The sequence below is a fragment of the uncultured Roseobacter sp. genome, from assembly GCF_947493125.1.
Taxonomy (GTDB): domain Bacteria; phylum Pseudomonadota; class Alphaproteobacteria; order Rhodobacterales; family Rhodobacteraceae; genus Roseobacter.
On sequence record NZ_CANLQB010000007.1, the window covers coordinates 206,710 to 225,637 of the forward strand.

General features: G+C 62.8%; 19 protein-coding genes. 9 read left to right on the top strand and 10 right to left on the bottom strand.

All coding sequences use genetic code 11. The annotated features are described in order from the left end of the window. The first annotated feature begins 49 nt into the window (after nucleotides 1–49). Nucleotides 50–520, top strand: coding sequence for a DNA starvation/stationary phase protection protein (locus Q1A71_RS16455; RefSeq protein ID WP_299678694.1), 471 nt, complete (start codon nucleotides 50–52; stop codon nucleotides 518–520). Between the two features lie 206 nt (nucleotides 521–726). Here the strand turns inward: Q1A71_RS16455 and Q1A71_RS16460 are convergent, their stop codons facing one another. The 7 genes from Q1A71_RS16460 to Q1A71_RS16490 form a co-directional block, all read right to left on the bottom strand. Beyond that, nucleotides 727–1,128: a hypothetical protein gene (locus Q1A71_RS16460; protein WP_299678697.1), complete on the bottom strand. Its 402-nt coding sequence runs from the start codon at nucleotides 1,126–1,128 to the stop codon at nucleotides 727–729. A gap of 17 nt (nucleotides 1,129–1,145) precedes the next feature. Continuing rightward, nucleotides 1,146–1,403: a DUF1289 domain-containing protein gene (locus Q1A71_RS16465; protein ID WP_299678700.1), complete on the bottom strand. Its 258-nt coding sequence runs from the start codon at nucleotides 1,401–1,403 to the stop codon at nucleotides 1,146–1,148. Between the two features lie 65 nt (nucleotides 1,404–1,468). Further along, nucleotides 1,469–2,728, bottom strand: a complete 1,260-nt coding sequence (locus Q1A71_RS16470) for an imelysin family protein (protein ID WP_299678703.1) — start codon at nucleotides 2,726–2,728, stop codon at nucleotides 1,469–1,471. Nucleotides 2,729–2,755: 27 nt separating this feature from the next. Beyond that, the gene (locus tag Q1A71_RS16475; RefSeq protein WP_299678706.1) at nucleotides 2,756–3,235 is read right to left on the bottom strand and encodes a hypothetical protein; all 480 of its coding nucleotides are present in this window, start codon (nucleotides 3,233–3,235) and stop codon (nucleotides 2,756–2,758) included. Further along, nucleotides 3,232–3,381 carry a hemin uptake protein HemP gene (locus tag Q1A71_RS16480; RefSeq protein WP_299679136.1) on the bottom strand — a complete coding sequence of 50 codons (150 nt, stop codon included), beginning with the start codon at nucleotides 3,379–3,381 and terminating at the stop codon, nucleotides 3,232–3,234. Before Q1A71_RS16480 ends, Q1A71_RS16475 begins: the two co-directional genes overlap by 4 nt. 23 nt (nucleotides 3,382–3,404) lie before the next feature. Further along, nucleotides 3,405–3,557: a hypothetical protein gene (locus Q1A71_RS16485; RefSeq protein WP_299678710.1), complete on the bottom strand. Its 153-nt coding sequence runs from the start codon at nucleotides 3,555–3,557 to the stop codon at nucleotides 3,405–3,407. A gap of 217 nt (nucleotides 3,558–3,774) precedes the next feature. Next, nucleotides 3,775–4,803: an extracellular solute-binding protein gene (locus tag Q1A71_RS16490; RefSeq protein ID WP_299678713.1), complete on the bottom strand. Its 1,029-nt coding sequence runs from the start codon at nucleotides 4,801–4,803 to the stop codon at nucleotides 3,775–3,777. A gap of 442 nt (nucleotides 4,804–5,245) precedes the next feature. Between Q1A71_RS16490 and Q1A71_RS16495 the strand changes: the two genes are divergently transcribed. The 5 genes from Q1A71_RS16495 to Q1A71_RS16515 are packed head-to-tail and all read left to right on the top strand — an operon-like array spanning nucleotide 5,246 to nucleotide 10,720. Then, on the top strand, nucleotides 5,246–6,166 hold the full coding sequence (locus tag Q1A71_RS16495) for a sugar ABC transporter substrate-binding protein (protein ID WP_299678716.1): 921 nt from the start codon (nucleotides 5,246–5,248) through the stop codon (nucleotides 6,164–6,166). 60 nt (nucleotides 6,167–6,226) lie between these two features. Next, on the top strand, nucleotides 6,227–7,759 hold the full coding sequence (locus Q1A71_RS16500; RefSeq protein WP_299678719.1) for a sugar ABC transporter ATP-binding protein: 1,533 nt from the start codon (nucleotides 6,227–6,229) through the stop codon (nucleotides 7,757–7,759). After that, a complete protein-coding gene (locus Q1A71_RS16505; RefSeq protein WP_299678722.1) occupies nucleotides 7,756–8,754 on the top strand; it encodes an ABC transporter permease in 999 nt (332 codons plus the stop codon). The genes Q1A71_RS16500 and Q1A71_RS16505 overlap by 4 nt, the downstream gene beginning before the upstream one ends. Then, complete coding sequence (locus Q1A71_RS16510) at nucleotides 8,751–9,695, top strand: ribokinase (RefSeq protein ID WP_299678725.1); 945 nt, start codon at nucleotides 8,751–8,753, stop codon at nucleotides 9,693–9,695. The genes Q1A71_RS16505 and Q1A71_RS16510 overlap by 4 nt, the downstream gene beginning before the upstream one ends. 53 nt (nucleotides 9,696–9,748) lie before the next feature. Continuing rightward, nucleotides 9,749–10,720 carry a LacI family DNA-binding transcriptional regulator gene (locus Q1A71_RS16515; RefSeq protein ID WP_299678728.1) on the top strand — a complete coding sequence of 324 codons (972 nt, stop codon included), beginning with the start codon at nucleotides 9,749–9,751 and terminating at the stop codon, nucleotides 10,718–10,720. A gap of 7 nt (nucleotides 10,721–10,727) precedes the next feature. Here the strand turns inward: Q1A71_RS16515 and Q1A71_RS16520 are convergent, their stop codons facing one another. Further along, the gene (locus tag Q1A71_RS16520; RefSeq protein WP_299678731.1) at nucleotides 10,728–11,042 is read right to left on the bottom strand and encodes a hypothetical protein; all 315 of its coding nucleotides are present in this window, start codon (nucleotides 11,040–11,042) and stop codon (nucleotides 10,728–10,730) included. A gap of 457 nt (nucleotides 11,043–11,499) precedes the next feature. Here Q1A71_RS16520 and Q1A71_RS16525 point away from each other — a divergent pair, with 457 nt between their 5' ends. The 3 genes from Q1A71_RS16525 (at nucleotide 11,500) to Q1A71_RS16535 (ending at nucleotide 17,035) form a co-directional block, all read left to right on the top strand. Further along, a complete protein-coding gene (locus tag Q1A71_RS16525) occupies nucleotides 11,500–14,358 on the top strand; it encodes a G8 domain-containing protein (RefSeq protein WP_299678734.1) in 2,859 nt (952 codons plus the stop codon). Between the two features lie 276 nt (nucleotides 14,359–14,634). Next, the gene (locus Q1A71_RS16530; RefSeq protein WP_299678738.1) at nucleotides 14,635–15,252 is read left to right on the top strand and encodes a GNAT family protein; all 618 of its coding nucleotides are present in this window, start codon (nucleotides 14,635–14,637) and stop codon (nucleotides 15,250–15,252) included. Next, the gene (locus Q1A71_RS16535) at nucleotides 15,245–17,035 is read left to right on the top strand and encodes a tetratricopeptide repeat protein (protein WP_299678741.1); all 1,791 of its coding nucleotides are present in this window, start codon (nucleotides 15,245–15,247) and stop codon (nucleotides 17,033–17,035) included. The genes Q1A71_RS16530 and Q1A71_RS16535 overlap by 8 nt, the downstream gene beginning before the upstream one ends. Before the next feature lie 17 nt (nucleotides 17,036–17,052). Here the strand turns inward: Q1A71_RS16535 and Q1A71_RS16540 are convergent, their stop codons facing one another. Together Q1A71_RS16540 and Q1A71_RS16545 are read right to left on the bottom strand one after the other, a co-directional pair. Next, the gene (locus Q1A71_RS16540; RefSeq protein ID WP_299678744.1) at nucleotides 17,053–17,559 is read right to left on the bottom strand and encodes a hypothetical protein; all 507 of its coding nucleotides are present in this window, start codon (nucleotides 17,557–17,559) and stop codon (nucleotides 17,053–17,055) included. A 72-nt stretch (nucleotides 17,560–17,631) separates the two neighbouring features. Beyond that, entirely contained in the window at nucleotides 17,632–18,888 is a 1,257-nt protein-coding gene (locus Q1A71_RS16545) for a hypothetical protein (protein WP_299678747.1), read from the bottom strand. Nucleotides 18,889–18,928 lie beyond the last annotated feature (40 nt).

Sequence of the window (18,928 nt, forward strand, 5' to 3'; positions counted from 1 at the left end):
CCAGCCAGCCCTTTGCCAGCCAGCCGATGTTTCAATTGGGAGACCGCAAATGACACAGACTGCCATGGCGCTGTCCACGGACGCACAAACTCAGATCGTTGAAGCGCTGAACCAATCGGTGGCCGAGACCGCCGTCACCACGATGCTGGCGCAGAATTTTCACTGGAACGTGACGGGTATGGCCTTTGGGCCGCTGCACGATTTGTTCCAGAAGATCTACGAGGACCACTTTGTCGCCCAAGATGATCTGGCCGAGCGCATCAAGGCGCTGGATGGGCATGCCGAGGGCACGCTGGCGGGCATGATCAAACGCTCGAAGGTGAGCGAGCACGACGGGGATGCGTCGGACAAAGAGATGATCAAGATGATGATGGAGGCGCAGGAGACGCTGGCCAAGACGCTGGCGGGCTGTGGCGAGCTGGCCGCAGAGCATGGCGACACGCTGACCGAGGATCTGTGTATCGCGCGCGGACAGGAGCACGAGAAATTCGCGTGGTTCCTGCGGGCGCACCTGCGCTGAAGCGCTGAGCCAGAACACGAAGCCGCCCTTTGGGGCGGCTCTTTCTTAGCACTGCATCATCGAAAGTCGCGCGCCCTGACCAAATTTCCCGGCGGAGCAGTTGGTGCGCCCGGCTGACAGGCCGGGCAGCCCCCGATCCCCCTCGATGGGGATGAGGGGGCTTAGCCTCCCCCCCGCATCAGCCGCGCTGGTCGTCAGCTGCCAAGTCAATCCAATGGGGTTGCGGTTCCAAAGGGCGCGGTCAGCGCCATGCGGTCGGCACAGATGGCCTTGTCTGCGAAAGAGCTGCCGAGACGGCAGGCCCCGATCACCATATCGTAGCGCTCGACCTCGCCGCAGGGCGCGTTGGGCGTCTCGAAGGTGGCCGTAGCGGAGGCCCCCGGCGCGACATTGAAGAAGGAGGCCCCCTTGGAACGCCCGACTTGCTGCTCACCGATATAATTGAGGAAAAACGCGTTGATCTCGGTCAGCGGCTCGGCGCTGTCGTTGGTGAGAGCCACGGTGATCGTGCAGTAGTAGTCGCGCTTGCCGATCTCGGTGATCTGGAGTGTGTAGTCGGCGACCGCAGGCGTGGCGCAGATCAGAAAAACTGTGGCAAGACGCAGCATGGGTGCTTCCTTGAGGATCACGCGGCGTCCCGGACCGCGGCGATGGGTTTGGCCTTTTTCTTCAGACATTTGCGCAGGTATTGCGGGACCCAGTGTTTGTAACGCCCCAGGGTTTTCTGCTGCGCCACAAGCATCTCGACGAAGGCCTGGCGGTGGCTGTCCTTCTTGAGCCTCTTGAACATCGACTTCTGCGCCTTGGTCATGGAACAGCCGATGCAATGGCCTTGGCGTTTGAATTTGCAAACGTCGATACAGGGGCTGGGTGTTTTGCTCATGCGACCTCTCGCGGTGGGGAGAGAGGCGACCACCCGCCTCTCCGTCTATGTAGGAACAATCCCAATTACTGGAAGACCGCCTCCGGATCATCGAGGCTGTCGGAACCTTCAAAGGCGATGGCCGCCACGCCAAGCACGTCCACAGCCCGCTCAATCGACCGGGTCTGATCCACCAGTGCATCGACGGCACCCATGATCAGCGCCTCGCCCTTCTCATTGCCGCGCTCCAGCATCATGTCATAGGCGAACCCGGCCTCGGCCGCGGCCTTCATCTCGGCCATTTCGATCATGGTGGTGTTGAGCTTTGCAGTCAGCTCCGCGTCAACGCCCGCATCTGCCTCGGCCACCAGCGACGACAGCGATGCGCCCGAGGTCACCGCGCCGTCGATGCCGGTGTAGCTGCCAAGATAGACATTGCGGATGCCCATAGCGTCATAGAAATGGCTGTTGTGCGTGTTGTCGGAGAAGCAATCATGCTCTTCCTCGGGGTCGTTCAGCAACACGCCAAGCTTCATCCGCTCGCCCGCCTGCTCACCGTAAGAGAGTGAGCCCATGCCGGTCAGGATCGCAGTGATGCCGGCGTTTTCGTCTGCGATGAGTTGGGCGCGGGCCTCCCCGCCCTCCTGCCATTGCGCCGCCATCCACTCCAGATCGGACACCAGAAGATCGGTGGCCGCCTGCAGATACGCGCCGCGGCGGTCGCAGTTCCCGCCTGTGCAGGCCTCGCCAACAGCGTAATCCGTCCAGGGACGGTTGCCTGCACCGGGGCCGTGACCGTTCAGGTCCTGCCCCCAGAGAAGAAATTCAATGGCGTGATAGCCGGTGGCCACATTGCTCTCGACCTCGTCCGCCTCATGCAGCACCTCTTCCAGCAGGTCCGCCGTGATGTCGGAGGCGTCCACCGTCTCGCCCGAGAGCGTGAACGACGGGTTGGCGATCACATTCAGCACCGCGTATTCGTTTTCATCGGTAGCGCCGCCATAGGTCGGGTCCACGTAGTCGATGAGTCCCTCGTCGAGCGGCCAGGCGTTCACCTTGCCCTCCCAGTCATCGACGATGGCATTGCCGAAGCGGTAGACCTCGGTCTGCTGATAGGGCACGCGGGACGCGATCCAGGCCTCCTTCGCGGCCTGCAAGGCTTCGGCCGAGGGCGCTTCGATCAGCGCGTTGACCGCCGTCTGAAGCGCCTGCGCGGTGACCAGACTGTCGGTGTATTTCGCGGCGGCAATATCGGCGTAAGTGTCGAGAACCGCTGCCTTGTCCGCCAAAGCGGGGGCCGCGATCAGCATCGTTGTGCCGAGTGCGGCGGCCAGTGTCGTCTTCATGGGGTGCTGTCCCTTTATCTGCAATCGTTAGTGAAGTCGGATGACGTTGTCGGAATATGCGGCCTGCTCGGCCGCACGGGTCCGGGTGATGGATTTGCGGGCACAGCCCACTTGCGCAGCGAGGATCGCCACATGCTCGGCCTGCGCGGCGGTGACCAGCAGGGTGGCCACCTGTGCGGCCTCTCCCAGATCGCCATCGCAGGCGACGCGGACCAGATGGGCAAAGACCCCCTCGTCGGCTCCGACGCAGGCGCAGCCGACGCCATGGCGCACCAGCGGACGGTGCGCATACGCCGCAACGGTGGACACAAGCTGTTCAAAGGCGCGCATCTCATCTGCCGCCTTGCCCTTGGGCAGGGTCATGGCGAATTCGTTCCAGACCTTCGCCTGCCCTTCCGGGCTGTCGCACCAGAGCCGCAGGGTGACGATCAGATCCGCTTCCCAGGGCTCCAGGTGCATCAACACGCCCACGGAGGCCCCGCCACGGTTTTGGACATTCGGCGTCATTTCGTGAGGATCAGCTTGCCGGCGCGGGTGATGCGCAGGAAATAGGGTTGCCCGTCGAGCACGAGGCGCGCTTGCACCCCTGTCTCGATCAGGTCGCGCACGTCGTAGGTGACGATATCGGCTGCGGCACTTTCGGTCGGATCCATGCGGGTGGGTTGCGCCATCGCGTTCATGTCCGTGCCTCCACGTGATCCAGCATGCTTTCCAGACGGTGATCGAGCGGCACGAGGCCGTTCAGCGCGGATTGCAGGATTTCGATGCGGCATAGGGTTGGCGCCTTGCGCGGTGTCGTCGGTCGAACAGGTGTTGGACGGTGCTCCATGTTGGCCTCCAGTGCACTCGATGGCTCCGTGCTGCCCGATACGGGGTGGCTAGGACTGTGGGTTAATTCTTGACCATTATAGTCGGGCAAGTCAATCCAGACAAAAATACTTGGCTACTTTTTTCCGGTTTTGCACATGGTTCAACCCAAACCGCCGCGCACAAAAAAAGGGGCGCGCAAAACCGCGGCGCCCCTGTCCAGTCTGCGGGGAACTTGATTACTTCCAACCCACCTCGTTGAAGATCTTCTGGGCTGCGGGCACGTTCTTGGCCACGGCGGAGAGATCCACCTCGTCGCCCTTGTACTCACCCAGCTTGGCCACGCTGTCGCTGACCGACACGCCGGGCACGGCGGGGAACTCATCGTTGCCGGCCGAGAAGTACTGCTGTGCCTGATCGGAGGCGAGATACTCCAGGAAGGCAATCGCATTGTCGCGGTTCGGCGCATGCGCTGCCACACCGCCACCCGAGAGGTTCATATGGGCGCCCTCGGCCTCTTGTGCCGGGAAGACCCAGCCGATCTTGTCGAGATCGGAGGAGAGCCCATCGACATCCTTGCGGATCGCGCGGGCGAAGTAATAGGTGTTGGAGATCGAGATGTCGCACTGACCGGAAACGAGGCCGCGCAGCTGATCGGTGTCGCCGCCTTCGGGCTCACGCGCGAAGTTGTCGACAACGCCCTGCGCCCAGGATTTCGCCGCCTCTTCCCCGTGATTCTCGATCACCGCGGCGAGCAGCGTCTGGCTGTAGACGTTGGACGAGGAGCGGTGGCAGACCATGCCTTTGTATTTGGGATCGGCCAGCGCCACATAGTCCATCGGCGGCTCGGTCACGTCGGCTTTGTCATAGAAGATGATCCGCGCGCGCTGCGAGAAGCCGAACCACTGGTTGTCGTTGTCCTGCAGGTTGGCGGGGATGCGCTCTTCCAGCACAGCGCTGTCGATGGATTGCAGCACGCCGGCGTCCTTGGCGCGCTCCAGCCGGGAGGTGTCGACGGTGAGCAGAACATCCGCGGGCGAGTTGGCGCCTTCGGCCTGCATCCGGGTGATCAGCTCGTCGGCCTTGCCTTCGATCCGGTTGATGGTGATGCCGGTGGCCTCGGTGAATTCGGAGTAGAGGCGCTCGTCGGTGTCGTAATGACGTGAGGAGTAGAGGTTGAGCTCGCCATTGGCCTGGGCCAGCGAGGCGGTGCTGATCGCGGTGCTTGCGGCCAGAACGAAGAGCAGGGGTTTGGAGTGTGTCGGCATTGGGGTCTCCCAGAAGGTTAATCCTTATTGTTTTACTCAATTAAAGATTTCCACGAGGAAGGCAATATAGTTGATAAAAATAATTAGGTACTTCGGTCGGGTTTCCCGAATATTTTTGTAAGTCTTGGGGCGGCGCGCAAACTCCCACAGGCTATGGTTGTACGCGGATCTGCTTGTCCGCGCTGTTGTCTGCTCCCGCCGCGCTGTCCCGGTTGCGGAGAGCTGTTTGTGGTTACCCACCTGAGCCACCGCTCCTACTGATTTGTTTAGGCTCATATTTTCACAAATGCGCGCCGCCGTCTGGAAGCAGATGGCGTGTCGTAAATCCAAATATGAAACGTTTCATATTGACAAGAATCGGTTTTACTGGCCTGCTGAGCTCAGGTTGAACAGGTCGCGGACAGTGCGCTTGCCCAACCATTGATGACTTAGGGAGGCTCACATGAAGCTCATGAAATTCGCTGCCGCGGCAGCGACCAGTATCTTATTGTCCACGTCCATGGCAGCAGCGGAAGACAAGCCCGTTGTCGGTCTGATCATGAAGTCGCTGGCCAATGAATTCTTCCAGAACATGCTCGCCGGAGCCGAGGCCCATGAGGCCGAACGCGGTGATTATGAGCTGCGCGCGGTTGGTATGCAGAACGAGACCGACTTCGAAAGCCAGATCAACGCGGTGGAGAATTTCATCACCCAGGGCGTCGATGCCATCGTGGTGGCCCCGGCCGATTCCAAAGCGATGGTGCGGCCCCTGAAGCGGGCCATGGAGGCCGGGATCGTGGTGGTGAACTTTGATGTGGCGCTCGATGAAGGCGCCAAGGAGCAGCAAGGGGTCGAGCTGGCCTTTGTCGGCCCCGACAACCGCGGCGGCGCCAAGATGGCCGGTGACGCGCTTGGCGCGGCGCTGGGTGAAGGCGCCAAGGTGGTGATCATCGAAGGTAACCCCGGCGCGGACAATGCCACGCAGCGGCGTCTGGGCTTCGAGGATGCGGTGGCCGAGCACAAGCTCAACCTGCTCGACAGCCGCACGGCCCATTGGGAGACCGAAGAGGCGAACCAGGTGTTCTCCACCATGCTGACCGCGAACCCGGACATCCAGGGGGTGATGGCGGCCAATGATTCCATGGCCATCGGCGTTGTGAAGGCGCTGGAATCGGCGGGGCGCGACGACATCAAGGTCGTGGGCTTCGACGCGATCCCGGCGGTGATGCCGATGATCGAGGACGGGCGCATGCTGGCCTCGGTCGATCAGTTCGGCCAGCAGATGGCAGCGAACTCCATCGACCTCGCACTCGAAGTGCTGGCCGGTGGCCCGCAGCTGGAAGGCTGGGTCAAGACCCCCATCGAACTGGTCGCCGGCGAGTAAGCCTGCCCCACGGCATCCGGCGCGCGGCGTCGGGTGCCCCCTCTCAGCAGGATCGGATCCATGACCGTCTCTCCCCTTCTTTCCGTGACCCATCTGCGCAAGTCCTTCGGCGGCATTCACGCACTCGACGGGGTCAGCTTTGAACTGCTGGCCGGCGAGGTCCACGCGCTGGTTGGCGAGAATGGCGCCGGAAAATCCACCCTGATCAAGGTGCTGTCGGGCGTGCATATGTTCGAGGCGGGCGAGATCACGCTAGATGGCGCGCCGTTCCGCCCCGCATCACCCCATGCCGCGAAACTCGCCGGGATCCAGGTGGTGCATCAGGAATTCAATCTGCTGAACGATCTGAGCGTGGCCGAGAATATCTCCATCGAAGCGATGCCGAAGACGCGGCTGGGGTTGCTTGACCGGGCAGAGATGAACCGGCGGGCGCGGGCGGCCCTGGATGCCATCGGGCTCAGCGATGTGGATGTGACGACGCCCGTGCGCAGCCTCGGCATTGCACACCGCCAGCTCATCGAGATCGCGCGGGCGCTGCAGAGCGAGAGCCGCATTCTGATCCTCGATGAACCCACCGCGACCCTGACCGAGCGCGAGACGGAGCGGCTGTTTGAGATTGTCGCAGGCATCAAGGCCAAGGGTGTGACGGTTGTCTTTGTCTCGCACCATCTGGAGGAAGTCTTTGGCATCTGTGACCGGGTGACCGTGTTCCGCAACGGCGAGACGATTGCCACCCGCGAGATTGCCGATGTGACCCCCGCGGATGTGGTCCGCTTCATGGTGGGGCGCACGTTGGAAGAGGCCCAGCACGCGGGCTCGGAGGCGCATCTGGGCGCCGGGGTCGCGCTGAGCGTGGAGGCCTTGCGCACCACGGCGAACCCCGCCGGCGCGCCGGTGAGCTTCGACCTGCGGCGCGGTGAGATCCTCGGGATTGCCGGGCTGGTAGGCGCGGGCCGGACGGAAGTGCTGCGCGCGATCTTTGGCGCCGATCCGAAACTGGCGGGCGAGGTGCGCCTGGACGGCAGCCCCGTGCAGATCACGGGACCGCGCGATGCGATTGCGGCGGGCATCGGGTTTGTGACCGAGGACCGCAAGGAGGAAGGGCTGATCCTCGATATGCCGATCAGCGCCAACGCCTCGCTGGTGGATCTGGGGGCGGTGTCGCGGCGCGGGCTGCTGAACTTCGGACGCGAGCGCGAGATGGCGGCCCAGGGCGGCGCGCGGCTCAAGCTGAAATACGGCAGGCTCTCGGACCACGCAGCGAGCCTGTCAGGCGGCAACCAGCAAAAGGTGGTGCTGGCCAAATGGCTGGCGGCCACGCCAAAGGTGCTGCTGCTCGATGAGCCCACGCGCGGGGTCGATGTGGGGGCCAAGGCGGAGATCTACGGGATCCTGCGCGATCTGGCAGCCCAAGGTGTGTCGATGCTGGTGGTGTCCTCGGAGATGCCGGAACTGATCACCCTCTGCGACCGGATCATGGTGATGGCCGGTCAGGAGATTCAGGGCACGCTGGCGCGGCCCGACTACTCCCAGGAACGCATTTTGCACCTGGCCTATGGGCAGGAGCAGACCGAGGAAAGGATCCCCGCATGAGTGCCGTCGACAACATCCCCCATATCCCGGAGAAATCCCCCATGTCCTTTCGGTCCGTGATCAACAATGCCGGGATCGGTATCGCGCTGCTGCTGATGATCCTGTTCTTTTCGGTGGCGAGCGAGCATTTCCTCTCGGCCAACAACATCACCAATATTCTGACGCAGATCACCATCAACCTGATCCTCGCGGTGGGCATGACCTTCGTGATCCTGATCGGTGGCATTGATCTCTCGGTGGGTTCGGTCATGGCCTTTGCAGCCGTGGTCGCCGGCAAGGCGATCACGCTGCCGGGGCTCGGGGCCACGGAGCTGATCATCCTCGCGGTGCTGGCGGGGGTGATTGCGGGCATGGTCTGCGGCATTCTCAACGGCGTGGTCAGCGCCTATTGGTCCCTGCCCTCCTTCATCATCACGCTGGGGATGCTGAACATCGCGCGCGGGGCGGCGCTGCAGATCTCCGAGGCGCAGACGATCTATTCCTTTCCCTTCGCCTTCGAGGAGTTCGGCTCGATGCTGATCTACGGGGTGCCGGTGGTGTTCCTCGTTGCCCTCGCGCTGGTGGTGATCGCCTGGTTCGTGCTGAACCGCACCGTCTTTGGCCGGCTGATCTATGGCATCGGCAACAATGAGGAGGCCGTGCGCCTCGCCGGGCATCCGGTCTTCTGGTACAAGGTCGCAGCCTTTTCGATCTGCGGGCTGACGGCGGGGATCGCGGCGATCATCTATATGGCACGGCTGAACATTTCTTCGCCCATCGCCGGTATCGGATTTGAACTGAACGCGATTGCGGCGGTGATCATCGGCGGGACCAGCCTCTCGGGCGGACGTGGCTCGGTGATCGGCACGCTGCTGGGCGCCTTCATCATCGGGGTGCTGGCCAATGGGCTCATCCTGATCGGGCTTTCCGATTTCGTGCGGCAGATGATCACCGGGCTGGTGATCGTGATCGCCGTGATCCTGGACCACTACCGTGCAAAGTATTCCGCATCATGAGTGACGTCGTCGTTGTCGGCAGTGTGAACATCGACCTGACCAGCCACCTGCCCCGCTGGCCGGAGGTGGGCGAGACGGTCACCGCCCTGCGGACGGATGTCGGTCTCGGTGGCAAGGGGGCGAACCAGGCCGTGGCCGCCGCGCGGCTGGGTGCCGGTGTCAGCCTGATCGGAGCCGTGGGCACGGATGCCTTCGGGCAGCAGGCGGTGCGGATGCTGGGCGGGGACAACCTGCAGCTTGCCATCGAGACGCAGGCGCAGGCGGCGACGGGCATGGCCTTCATCGACGTGGGGCCGGAGGGCGACAACATGATCCGGCTCGCACCCGGGGCAAACGCCACGCTGACGCCCGAGATCATCCTGCGGCATGCACCGCTGATCGCCAAGGCCAAGGTGCTGCTGCTGCAAAACGAGATACCGCTGGCCGCATCGCTGCGCGCGGCGCGGATCGCCCGGCAGCATGGGGCCACGGTGGTGATGGACCCCGCCCCGGCGCCGCAGCCCGTGTGGGACGCCGAGACGCTGGCGGCCTTCGATATCCTGACACCAAACGCGCATGAGGCCGCGCTGATCGCCGGGTCGGCGCCAAGCGGGCTGCAGGCGGCGGAGATGACGGCCACGGCGCTGACCACGCTGGGCCCACGCGGCGCGATTGTGACCATGGGGGCGGCGGGCGTCGCCTGGCAGATCGGTGAGGCGGTCGGGCATCGGCCCGCGCGCAAGGTCGCGACGGTGGATACGGTCGGCGCCGGCGATTGCTTCAATGGCGCGCTGGCGGTGTTCCTCTCCCAAGGTTGCGCTGCAGAGCAGGCCATCGACCTGGCCGCAGATGCGGCAGCACTTGCCACCACACGGCCGGGTGCGGCCGCCGCGGCACCGCGGCTTTCGGAGGTGCTGGAGTTCCGGGAGGCGCAGGCGACCCCCGATCTGACACCCCATTGACATCAAAGCCGACCGGTCGGAGAAGCCAGACGGATGCAACGCACTGAGGACATATGTCGACTGTCAAGGATGTAGCGCGGGAAGCCGGCGTATCGGTGGGCACTGTCTCCAAGGTGCTGTCGAACAACACCACGGTGAAGACGGCGCTGCGCGACCGCGTCCTGAAGGCGGCCTCCGATCTCAACTATCGCCCGAACATGGCCGCCCGCGCCCTGCGCACCAACAAGATCAACATTCTCGGCCTCGTGGTGCCGGACATCACCAATCCCTTCTTCGCCCAGCTGGCCCTGCGGATCGAAACCGAGGCCGCGGACCGCGGGCATACGGTGATGCTGACCAACTCCCATGACGACGCGGCGACCGAAGAACGGCAGATCGCCGCCTTGCTGGAACAGTCGCCCCGGGGGCTGATCATCGCGGCCTCCAATGATTCCAGCGCGCGGCTGCATCGCAGCGACATCCGCGTCGTCTCGCTCGACCGGCGATTTCATTCCAGCCCGCTGGTCAGCACCGACCACGCCAAGGGCTCGGAACGGGGGGCGGCGCATCTGATCGGTCTCGGCCATCGGCGCCTTGCCTATCTGGCCGGGCCGCAGAACACCGAGGTTGGACGGCAGCGACGGCTGGGGTTCGAACGCTGCGTGGCCCGCGCCGGACTTTCGCTGGAGGTCCGCGAGGGGCTGTTCGACTACGAAAGCGGCGAACAGATGGCGCGCGCGCTGCTCTCGGGTCCGGCACCGCAGCGGCCCACCGCGATTGCCGCGGCCAGCGACCAGATGGCCATCGGGGTCTTGAGGGCGGCGCGGGACATGGAGATCCCCGTGCCGGAGGCGCTGTCGGTTGTCGGGTTTGACGACATCACGCTCGCCGCGTTAGTGGTGCCGCGCCTGACCACAATCGCGCAGCCGACGGAGCGGCTGGCCAAGGAGGCGGTGCGGCGCGTGCTCATGGACGGGGAAGCGCCCGCCCAGGATGCGCTGATCCAGGGTGAGCTGGTCATTCGCGGCTCGACCGCGGCACTGTGACGGGCGTTTAGGGCACGACGCCGGTGTTGGGCAGGAACCTCGGTGTGCCTGCCGGGCATTGAATGACGCCGTAGACGTCGATCTGCTTGCCGCCAGAGCGCTGCTCGCCCGCGCCGAGGCCGGTGCCACCGCCCACGCTGATCAGGCTGCAGCCGTGGCTCGCCGCGGTGCGGCTCACGGCGAGGTTGAGTTCCTGTACCGCCTCGTCCGTCGAGGCGAAGGAGGAGCCGTAGAGAACCTGTCGATTGCTGCCACCGGGGAAGGCCGTGCATGCGCTGAGGAGCACCGCTCCGGCGGTGAGGGCGAGGCCAAATCGGACCATGATCTTATTCCTTTCTGAAATGGCCGGCGCTGTGGCTGGCACAGGCCGGGGCGGGCAAATACAGCGCCCGCGCATTGGAAAGTTTACCATAAAACCGGCTTCTATGCACGTCCCGGCATCTGCGCTGTCCCCGAACCGTGCGGCTCCGGTCAGGTCGGGTTGATCCTCTGCCCCGCGCAATGCGACAGGGGCAGGCACGGGTTAACCCGACGGCCTGCGATTAACCCGGTGGTAACGTTCGGCGGATGCGTCAGATGACTGGTCCGGAAATCCCATCATTTTCAAGGCCTAAGCCGCTTCAAACCTGCATCTGAGGCGGCGCGGGCAAGGAGCAGGAAAATGTCATCGGGGGTGTTGCAGCAGGGCGGTGGGCTGTGCCAAGGTCCGCACCGGGGGACCAACCTATGGTAGTGTGATTCTACCATGCTACCATGTAGCTGCGCTGGAGAACCGCGAGATGTTTTCATTCCTAAAATGGCTTTATGACACCGAGGGCCTGACCGACTTCTTTCAGAAGTTAACAGAGTACTTCGAGGCGACGAAAGAGACGCCTGCGGACGAGGCTCCGACCACGCCCGAGACCGGCCAGGACGACCCGCCCGAGGCGCCGGTCTGTGAAGATCATCCGCAGGACCCCGAGACACCGCCGGAGGACACCCCGAACGATCCGCCCCAGGACCCGGTGACGCCCCCCGATCACGGCCAGGGAGACACGCCAGAAGACCCGGTGACACCGCCGGAGGACGCGCCGGACATGCCGCCGGATCACGGCCAGGGCGATGATCCGGACGGCCCGGACGCACCGCCTGAAGACGGGCATGGCGACCATCCGCAGCATCCGGGAACGCCACCGGAGGACGGGCATGGCGATCACCCCGAGGAGCATGACAGCCACCTGCCCCAGACCCCGGAAGAGATCGAGGCCTTCGTGGCCGATGTGCTGGCCGGTCAGGATCACCATCACGATCATGATCCGGGCTCGCCGCAGGGGATGGAGCACATGGCGGCGCTCTCCCTCGTCACACCGTCGGAGGCCACGCATATCGCCATCGGTAATGGCAGCTGGTTTGACGCAAGCAACTGGTATCAGGGTCAGATCCCCGATGAGGGTGCGCGCGTGGTGATCCCGGACGGCGTGCATATGACCTATGACGGGGTCAGCGCGACAGAGCTCTTCACCGTGCGGGTTGACGGGCATCTGGAGTTCGCCACGGACACCGACAGCGAGATGCGGCTCGACACCATGGTGGTGACGCCGGACGGGCAGTTGACCATCGGGACGGAAGCGACGCCGGTGCAGCCGGATGTGAGTGTCGATATCGTCTTTGCCGATGGGCCGATTGATACGGAGTGGGACCCCACCCTGCTCAGCCGCGGGCTAATTGCCCATGGGCAGACCACCATTCACGGTGCCGAGACGGAGGCCCATGAGAAGGTGATCGACGACCCGATGGCGGGCGACACCTGGGTCGAGTTCGCCAGTGCGCCGAACGGCTGGAACGTCGGCGACACCATCGTGATCGCGGGCACGCATTACCGCGGGCACGACTGGAACGGCGTGAACGGGGTACAGCCCTACCCCTCGCAGGACGAGGTGCGCACGATCACCGACATTCAGGATGGCATGGTCTATTTCGAAGAGCCGCTCCAGCATGATCACGACGCACCGCGGGATGACCTGAGCACCTCGATTGCGAATTACTCGCGCAATGTGACCTTCTCCTCCGAGGAAGGTGCGGAGGCCGAGATTTACGAGCGCGGACATGTGATGTTCATGCATAACGACGATGTGGACGTGCGCTATGCCGCGTTCCACGAGTTGGGACGTACGGATAAATCGGAGCCTGCGCAGGATGCCAGCGATATCACCGACATCGCCTTTGATGACAATGTGAAGGGCCGCTATCCGGCGCATATCCACAAGGCAGGCGTCGGCGATCTGGAGAACCCCGCCGTGCTGATGGGCAATGCGGTCTTCGGCTCACCCGGCTGGGGGATCGTGCATCACGACTCCAATGCGGTTGTGGACGGCAATGCCACCTTCGACACCTTCGGCGCGGGCTATGTCGCGGAATCCGGCAATGAGACCGGCGTCTGGAGCAACAACATCGCCATCTATGCCGAGGGCAACAGCTGGGCCGCGCCGAAGGATGGCAATGACATCGCCAACTTCGATCTCGGTCAGACCGGCGATGGCTTCTGGTTCCAGGGGCGCATGGTGGAGTCGACCGGGAATATCGCGGCCAGCGTGAACCACGGGTTCGCCTATATGCACCGCGGGTTCGAAGAGGGGCTCTATACGGCGGATTCGGATGTCTTTGCCGCACCGGATGCGTTCTTTGGCGATGACACCGTGTTCCTCGATCACTTCCCGGTGCTGAGCTTTCACGACAACGAGACCTTCGCCGCCAAGGAGGGGCTGCATGTGGTGAAGTCGAACCCGAACCAAGGCCATGATCTGCACAGCGTCTTCAGCGATTTCACCGCGTGGAACGTGCGCTCGGGCGCGCATTTCGAATACACCTCGCACTACATCATCGAAGGCTTCGATCTGATCGGGGAAGGCCCGGGCGTGAGCTATTCGGAGGCGGATGTGGGCATCAGCTTTGGGCCCAACACCACGGATATGACCATCATCGACGCGCAGATTGCGGATTTCGACACCGGGATGGACCTCTTCAAGTGGTTTACGCCGAACAATCCGGGCACGCCCGAGCAGTTCCAGCACACGATTGTGGATCCGGTGTTTCTCAACGTCGATCAGGACTATGAGAACTACAACCCGGCCATCGACGAGATCGTGAATTCGGCTGACCTGCCGCAGGAGGTGCAGCCCGATCTGGTGCTGGACCCGATGACCTACCGGGAAGGCTGGCCCGACCCGGGCGCGCGGATCGTGGAGATCAGCGGGACCAAGACGGACAGCCTCGGCCAGACCACGTTCCCTGCAGGCACGGACAGCTACAACATGGATTTCGAAGATGTCGTGCGCACGCTGGAGACGGACGGGTACTATGCCACCTCGGACGGGCAGAACTATTTCATGGTCGATCTTTATTTCTCAGACCGGCTCACGGGCGACATCTATACCGAGAGCCATCCGGTGATGATCGACCCGAATGTGCCTCTGGGCAATCAGTTCACCTCCTACGGTGACGCGGTGTTCAACGGCGTTGTCGACCTCGACCAGAGCGAGAGCGACCCGACGCAGGAGGCGGCAGAGCTCTTTGCCGAGCTGACCGAAGGCCAGGTCGTGCTGGCCGAGGACCCGCCCGCACCCGAGGAGGAGGAGTTGCCGGAAGACGCCGCAGCCTGAGCCTTATCGTCGACCCGAACCATCAGGCGGGGCGCAGCACGCGGCCCGCCTTTTTCCATGCAGAAATTCGTCAGAAACGTGTTCCAGATCACAGACGCCCCCCGCACAGCTGCGCTAGGGCGGAAGAGCCGAGCCCGCAAAATCGTTGCTTTTCCGAAGGGTACGGTAGTAACAACTGTAGTTAACGAACGCATTGTAGTTTCATGCGAGGCCCTTGTTCCGGCACAGTCGATTGGCCCGGGAGACTTTCGGGCCGCGGCTGGTAGGAAATTTGATATGGCTGATGAAACTACAAAAGTAATTACGTGGCGCCCCATGGGGCTCGATGACATACCCCGGATTTCGGACTGGTTCTGGAACTTTACGGATGCCGCACTGTTCGACCGGACCCTTCCGGTGCCGGTCAGTGTCGATGCCCTGCGTGAAAGCTGGCGCGACTCGATTGTGCAGAAATCGCAGCCGGGAGCCTATTGGTTCATCGCCGAGGACGATGCCACACCCGTGGGGGTCGCGGGGCTGGAGTCGGTCAACTACATTCAGGGGGACGCGGTGCTGCCGTTCTTTGTCACAGATGGGTTTCGCAAGAAGGGTCTTGCCACGGCGATGACCGTCGCGATGCTCGATCTGGCGTTCAAGCGTCTGCGGCTGCACCGGGTGACCACCTATTACCGTTCGGACAATGCGGCGACGGCACGCGTGCTGGAAAAATTCGGCTTTGCCGAGGAAGGCCGCTTTCGCGAAGCCTGGTTCGTCGACGGCAAGCGGCAGGATACGGTGATCGCCGGCATTTTAGAAGCGGAATGGATTGCAACTCGCGACAAGGTCATCGAAGATGTGGCGGGGTCCTGCAATCTGTCGTTTTCGCCAACCTGTTGGAAAGAAAGTCTTGGCTGATACTGCGAAAATACCTGAAGCGCGCGAGCAGCTGAAACGACGCCTGGTGGCGATCGTCTTTGCCGATGTGGCCAATTTCAGCACGATGATGAGCGTCGATGAGGTGCGCACGACCATCTCGGTCACCGAACGGCTGGAGAAATTCCGCAAGGCGATCCGGTCCTACTCGGGTGAATTCAAGGGATCGGCCGGCGACAGCGCCTTCATGATCTTCGAAAGTGCCGTGGACGCGGTGACCTTCGCGGTTGAGATGCAAAAGACGCTGGAGAAGGAAAACAAGGATTTGCCGGAAGAGGAGAAGATCCACTTCCGCTTTGGCATCAACCTCGGGGAAATTCTGGTCAGCGGCAATGAGATGACCGGCGAAAGCATCAACATCGCCGCACGGATCGAGGCCTTCGCCGCCCCGGGGCAGGTCTGTATTTCGGGCGCGGCCTACGACCACGTCTGCACCAAGCTGAAGTACGGCTATGAGTACCTTGGCGGGCAGGATTTCAAGAACATCGGCCGCACCATCGACGTCTTCCAGGTGCATGAGAACCCCACGACGGCGGCGATGACGCCGGGTCTGCGGCGCAATCTGGAGAACTCCGCGGAGTTCAAGGAGCGCCCGATTGCGAACCAGTCCATCGTGGTGCTGCCCTTCGGGTTTCAGGGCAGCGATCTTGGGGACCAGTGGTTCGCGGATGGCCTGACCGAGGATGTGACCACGAACCTGTCGCGCTTTCAGGAGTTCTTCGTGATCGCGCGGGGCTCGGCCAATATGTTTGCCGATCGCGCGAAATCACCGGCACAGGCCGCGCGCGAATTGGGCGTGCGCTATGCCGTCGATGGCACCGTGCGAAAGGCTGGCTCGCGCATCCGGATCACGCTGCAGTTGCTCGATGCGCTGCAGGATCGGACGATCTGGGGCGAGCAGTACAATCGCGACGTCGAGGATATCTTCGATCTGCAGGACGAGATCACGCAGATCATCGTGACCGCCACAGCCGCGCGGATCGAGGCCACCGAACGCGAGCGCATGCGTCTGTTGCCGCCCGCGAACCTGATGGCCTATGGCTTTGTGCTGAAAGGTCACCGGCATGTGCTGAAGTACACGCAGCCGGAAGTCCGGCGGGCGCGCGATCTCTATGAGAACGCCATCGGCAGCGATGCGCGCTATGCCCGCGCCTATGCCGCCAAGTCGCGGACGTTCAACCTCGATTGGCGCTATGACTGGACCGACCAGCCGGAGGTGGCGCTGGACGATGCGCTCAACTTCGCGCGGGAGGCGATCGAGCTTGACGCCGCCGATGCGCGCGGATTTGGCGAGTTGGGCTTTGCACATCTTTACCGCAAGGAACATGATCCGGCGATCAATGCCTATGATCGCGCGCTGAAGCTGAACCCGAACGACGCCGATCTGATGTCAGACATGGGCGACGCGCTGGTGCATATGGGTCGGTCCGACGAGGCGGTGGAGCTCTTGCAGAAGGCGATGCGGCTGAACCCGTTCTATCCAGATCAGTACATCTGGCATCTGGGCGGCGCGTATTTCGCGCTCAAGCAATATGAGGACGCCATCGACACGATCCAGAAGATGCAGAACCCGACCGAAGGCCGCCGGATCCTCGCGGCGAGCTATGCCTATCTGGACCGGCTGGCCGAAGCGCGCGAGCAGGCGGATCTGGTGCGTCAGGCGCACCCGAATTTCTCAGTGGATCGCTGGGCGGCTGTCCAGCCCGACAAGTTCGAGGATGACGTGGAGCATTTCTTCGAAGGGCTGAAACGCGCAGGCCTCTGACGACCTGCGCGGATCGGTCAGTCCCGTGCGCCGCTGATCCGGGTTCCGGACATCTTTGCGCCGGACACCTTGGCACCGGAGACCTTCGCCCCCGACACCTTCGCGCCGGAGACCTTGGCCCCGGCCACGCGGCCAGCAGCTTCAAGCCCGTCCGCCGCCGCCGCGAGCAGGACGTCTTCGAACTTGCCCACATCGACGTCGAGCCTGACGGTCTTGACGTCTTTGTCCACAGTCCAGGCCTTCAGCGAGTCGAAGAATTCCTTGTCGCGCGGGTTTGGGCCGGGAAGACGCTCCTTATTTGCATCTTTGCTATCGTTCCCGACGAGAAACAGAACCGGCGTGCCAAATTCAATGTAGGCGCCGTCATAGGTAAAGCCGTAGATCCGAGCCAGCTGTTTATCGGCTTTCTTCAGAGCGGCATCGGTGGAGTCGTCGGCCAGAACCGCCAGGTCGTCCACTTCACGTCCAAAAAGGACAATTTTTTCAGATGCGTAGATTGATTCTTTGTAAATCGCTTCGGTCATAATGTTGGTCCTTCTGTGAGGAAAAACAGTCCTCATGCTGCAGCTGCCTTGTTGTTATCCTATTCCTCGTTTTCAGTCCATTGGAAGCATCGTTCTGACGGAGTTCGCGTGGCTGTCCTCGCCCAGCGGCTCCAACTGCGGGCCGACGTCGACCAGACCGATGTCGCGCAGGTGGAAGTTGCCGCGAATGATGGTGGCGAAGCGCCCGCCCGTATGCGCCTGATCGACCTCCATAAAGGCCTCGGCCACGTCGATGAAATTCAGATCCTGACGGCTCAGCAACTGCCAGGTATCGGCGAGGTAGGTCCCCATGATGTCGCGCGCGTCGAGCAGCGCCCGTTTGAACTGATCCGGGTGGTCCGCATAGGCCGCGTCAAACATGTCCTGCATCACAGGCGCGTACTCGGCCGTTGCGAGCAACTGGTCGGAGAGATCCTCCATCTCGGGCGAAATCGCCCCGTAGTCGAGCAGCATCTCGTGGAAGATATCGACGAGGATGTCGAAAAAGGCGCCGGTCAGCGGCTGACCCAGGTGATGCTCCTTCCTCCAGCCTTCGGCGAACTGGCACAGGCGCGTGTCATTCGCCGCGATGCGGATCTGCTTGTTGTCGGACAACTCCGCGATCCGGTTCGCCGCATTGAGCGTGTAGAGATTGCCGCGTGTGTTGGCGAGCAGGCGATCCACCAGCGAGTTGAAATGCAGCGAGGAGATCAGCGCCACGAGGTCCGCCGCACTTTCGTGGAACCCGAAATACTCGCCGGTGACATTCTGGGGGTCGGGCACACCGATCTCGGAGTAGATGATGGCGTGCCCCAACTCATGGGCGATGACATCGAAATTGAGCGCGAAGGGCTTGAGCGTTCCGGTGCTGGCGTCCGCCCCCATTTCGATGAATCCGAAGCCCGAATAGGCGTTGTCGAGCGAATGCAGGATCGTCAGCTCCTGCCGCTCATAGACCGCATCCGCCTGCCAGGGAATTTCGCGACCGAAATAGTCCTCCCAGATGTCCATGACAAAGCGCACGGTGCCGAAGAGATGGGCCGCCTCGAACTGCGGAGTGCCCGGTTCGAGATAGTCGAAATGGCCCTCTTCATCGGGCATGGCCGGCGCTTCGATATCGCCGGTCCAGGGCGGCGCCATGGGGTCCGAGCCATCGGGCGAGATGCCATAGGGCTGCGGCTTGCCGATGGGAAAGATGGTGTACATGCGGGCGTCTTGTGGCCCGGGCCCGAGACTGCCGGGCGGAGAGGAGACCTCGACGATCTCGGGCTCCTCGAACTCGTCCAGAAACTGAGGCTGCGGAAACAGTTTGAACCGCGTTCCTTGCATGGCGGAGACCCCTTACCGAACACTGCCCTTGTTGTTAGCG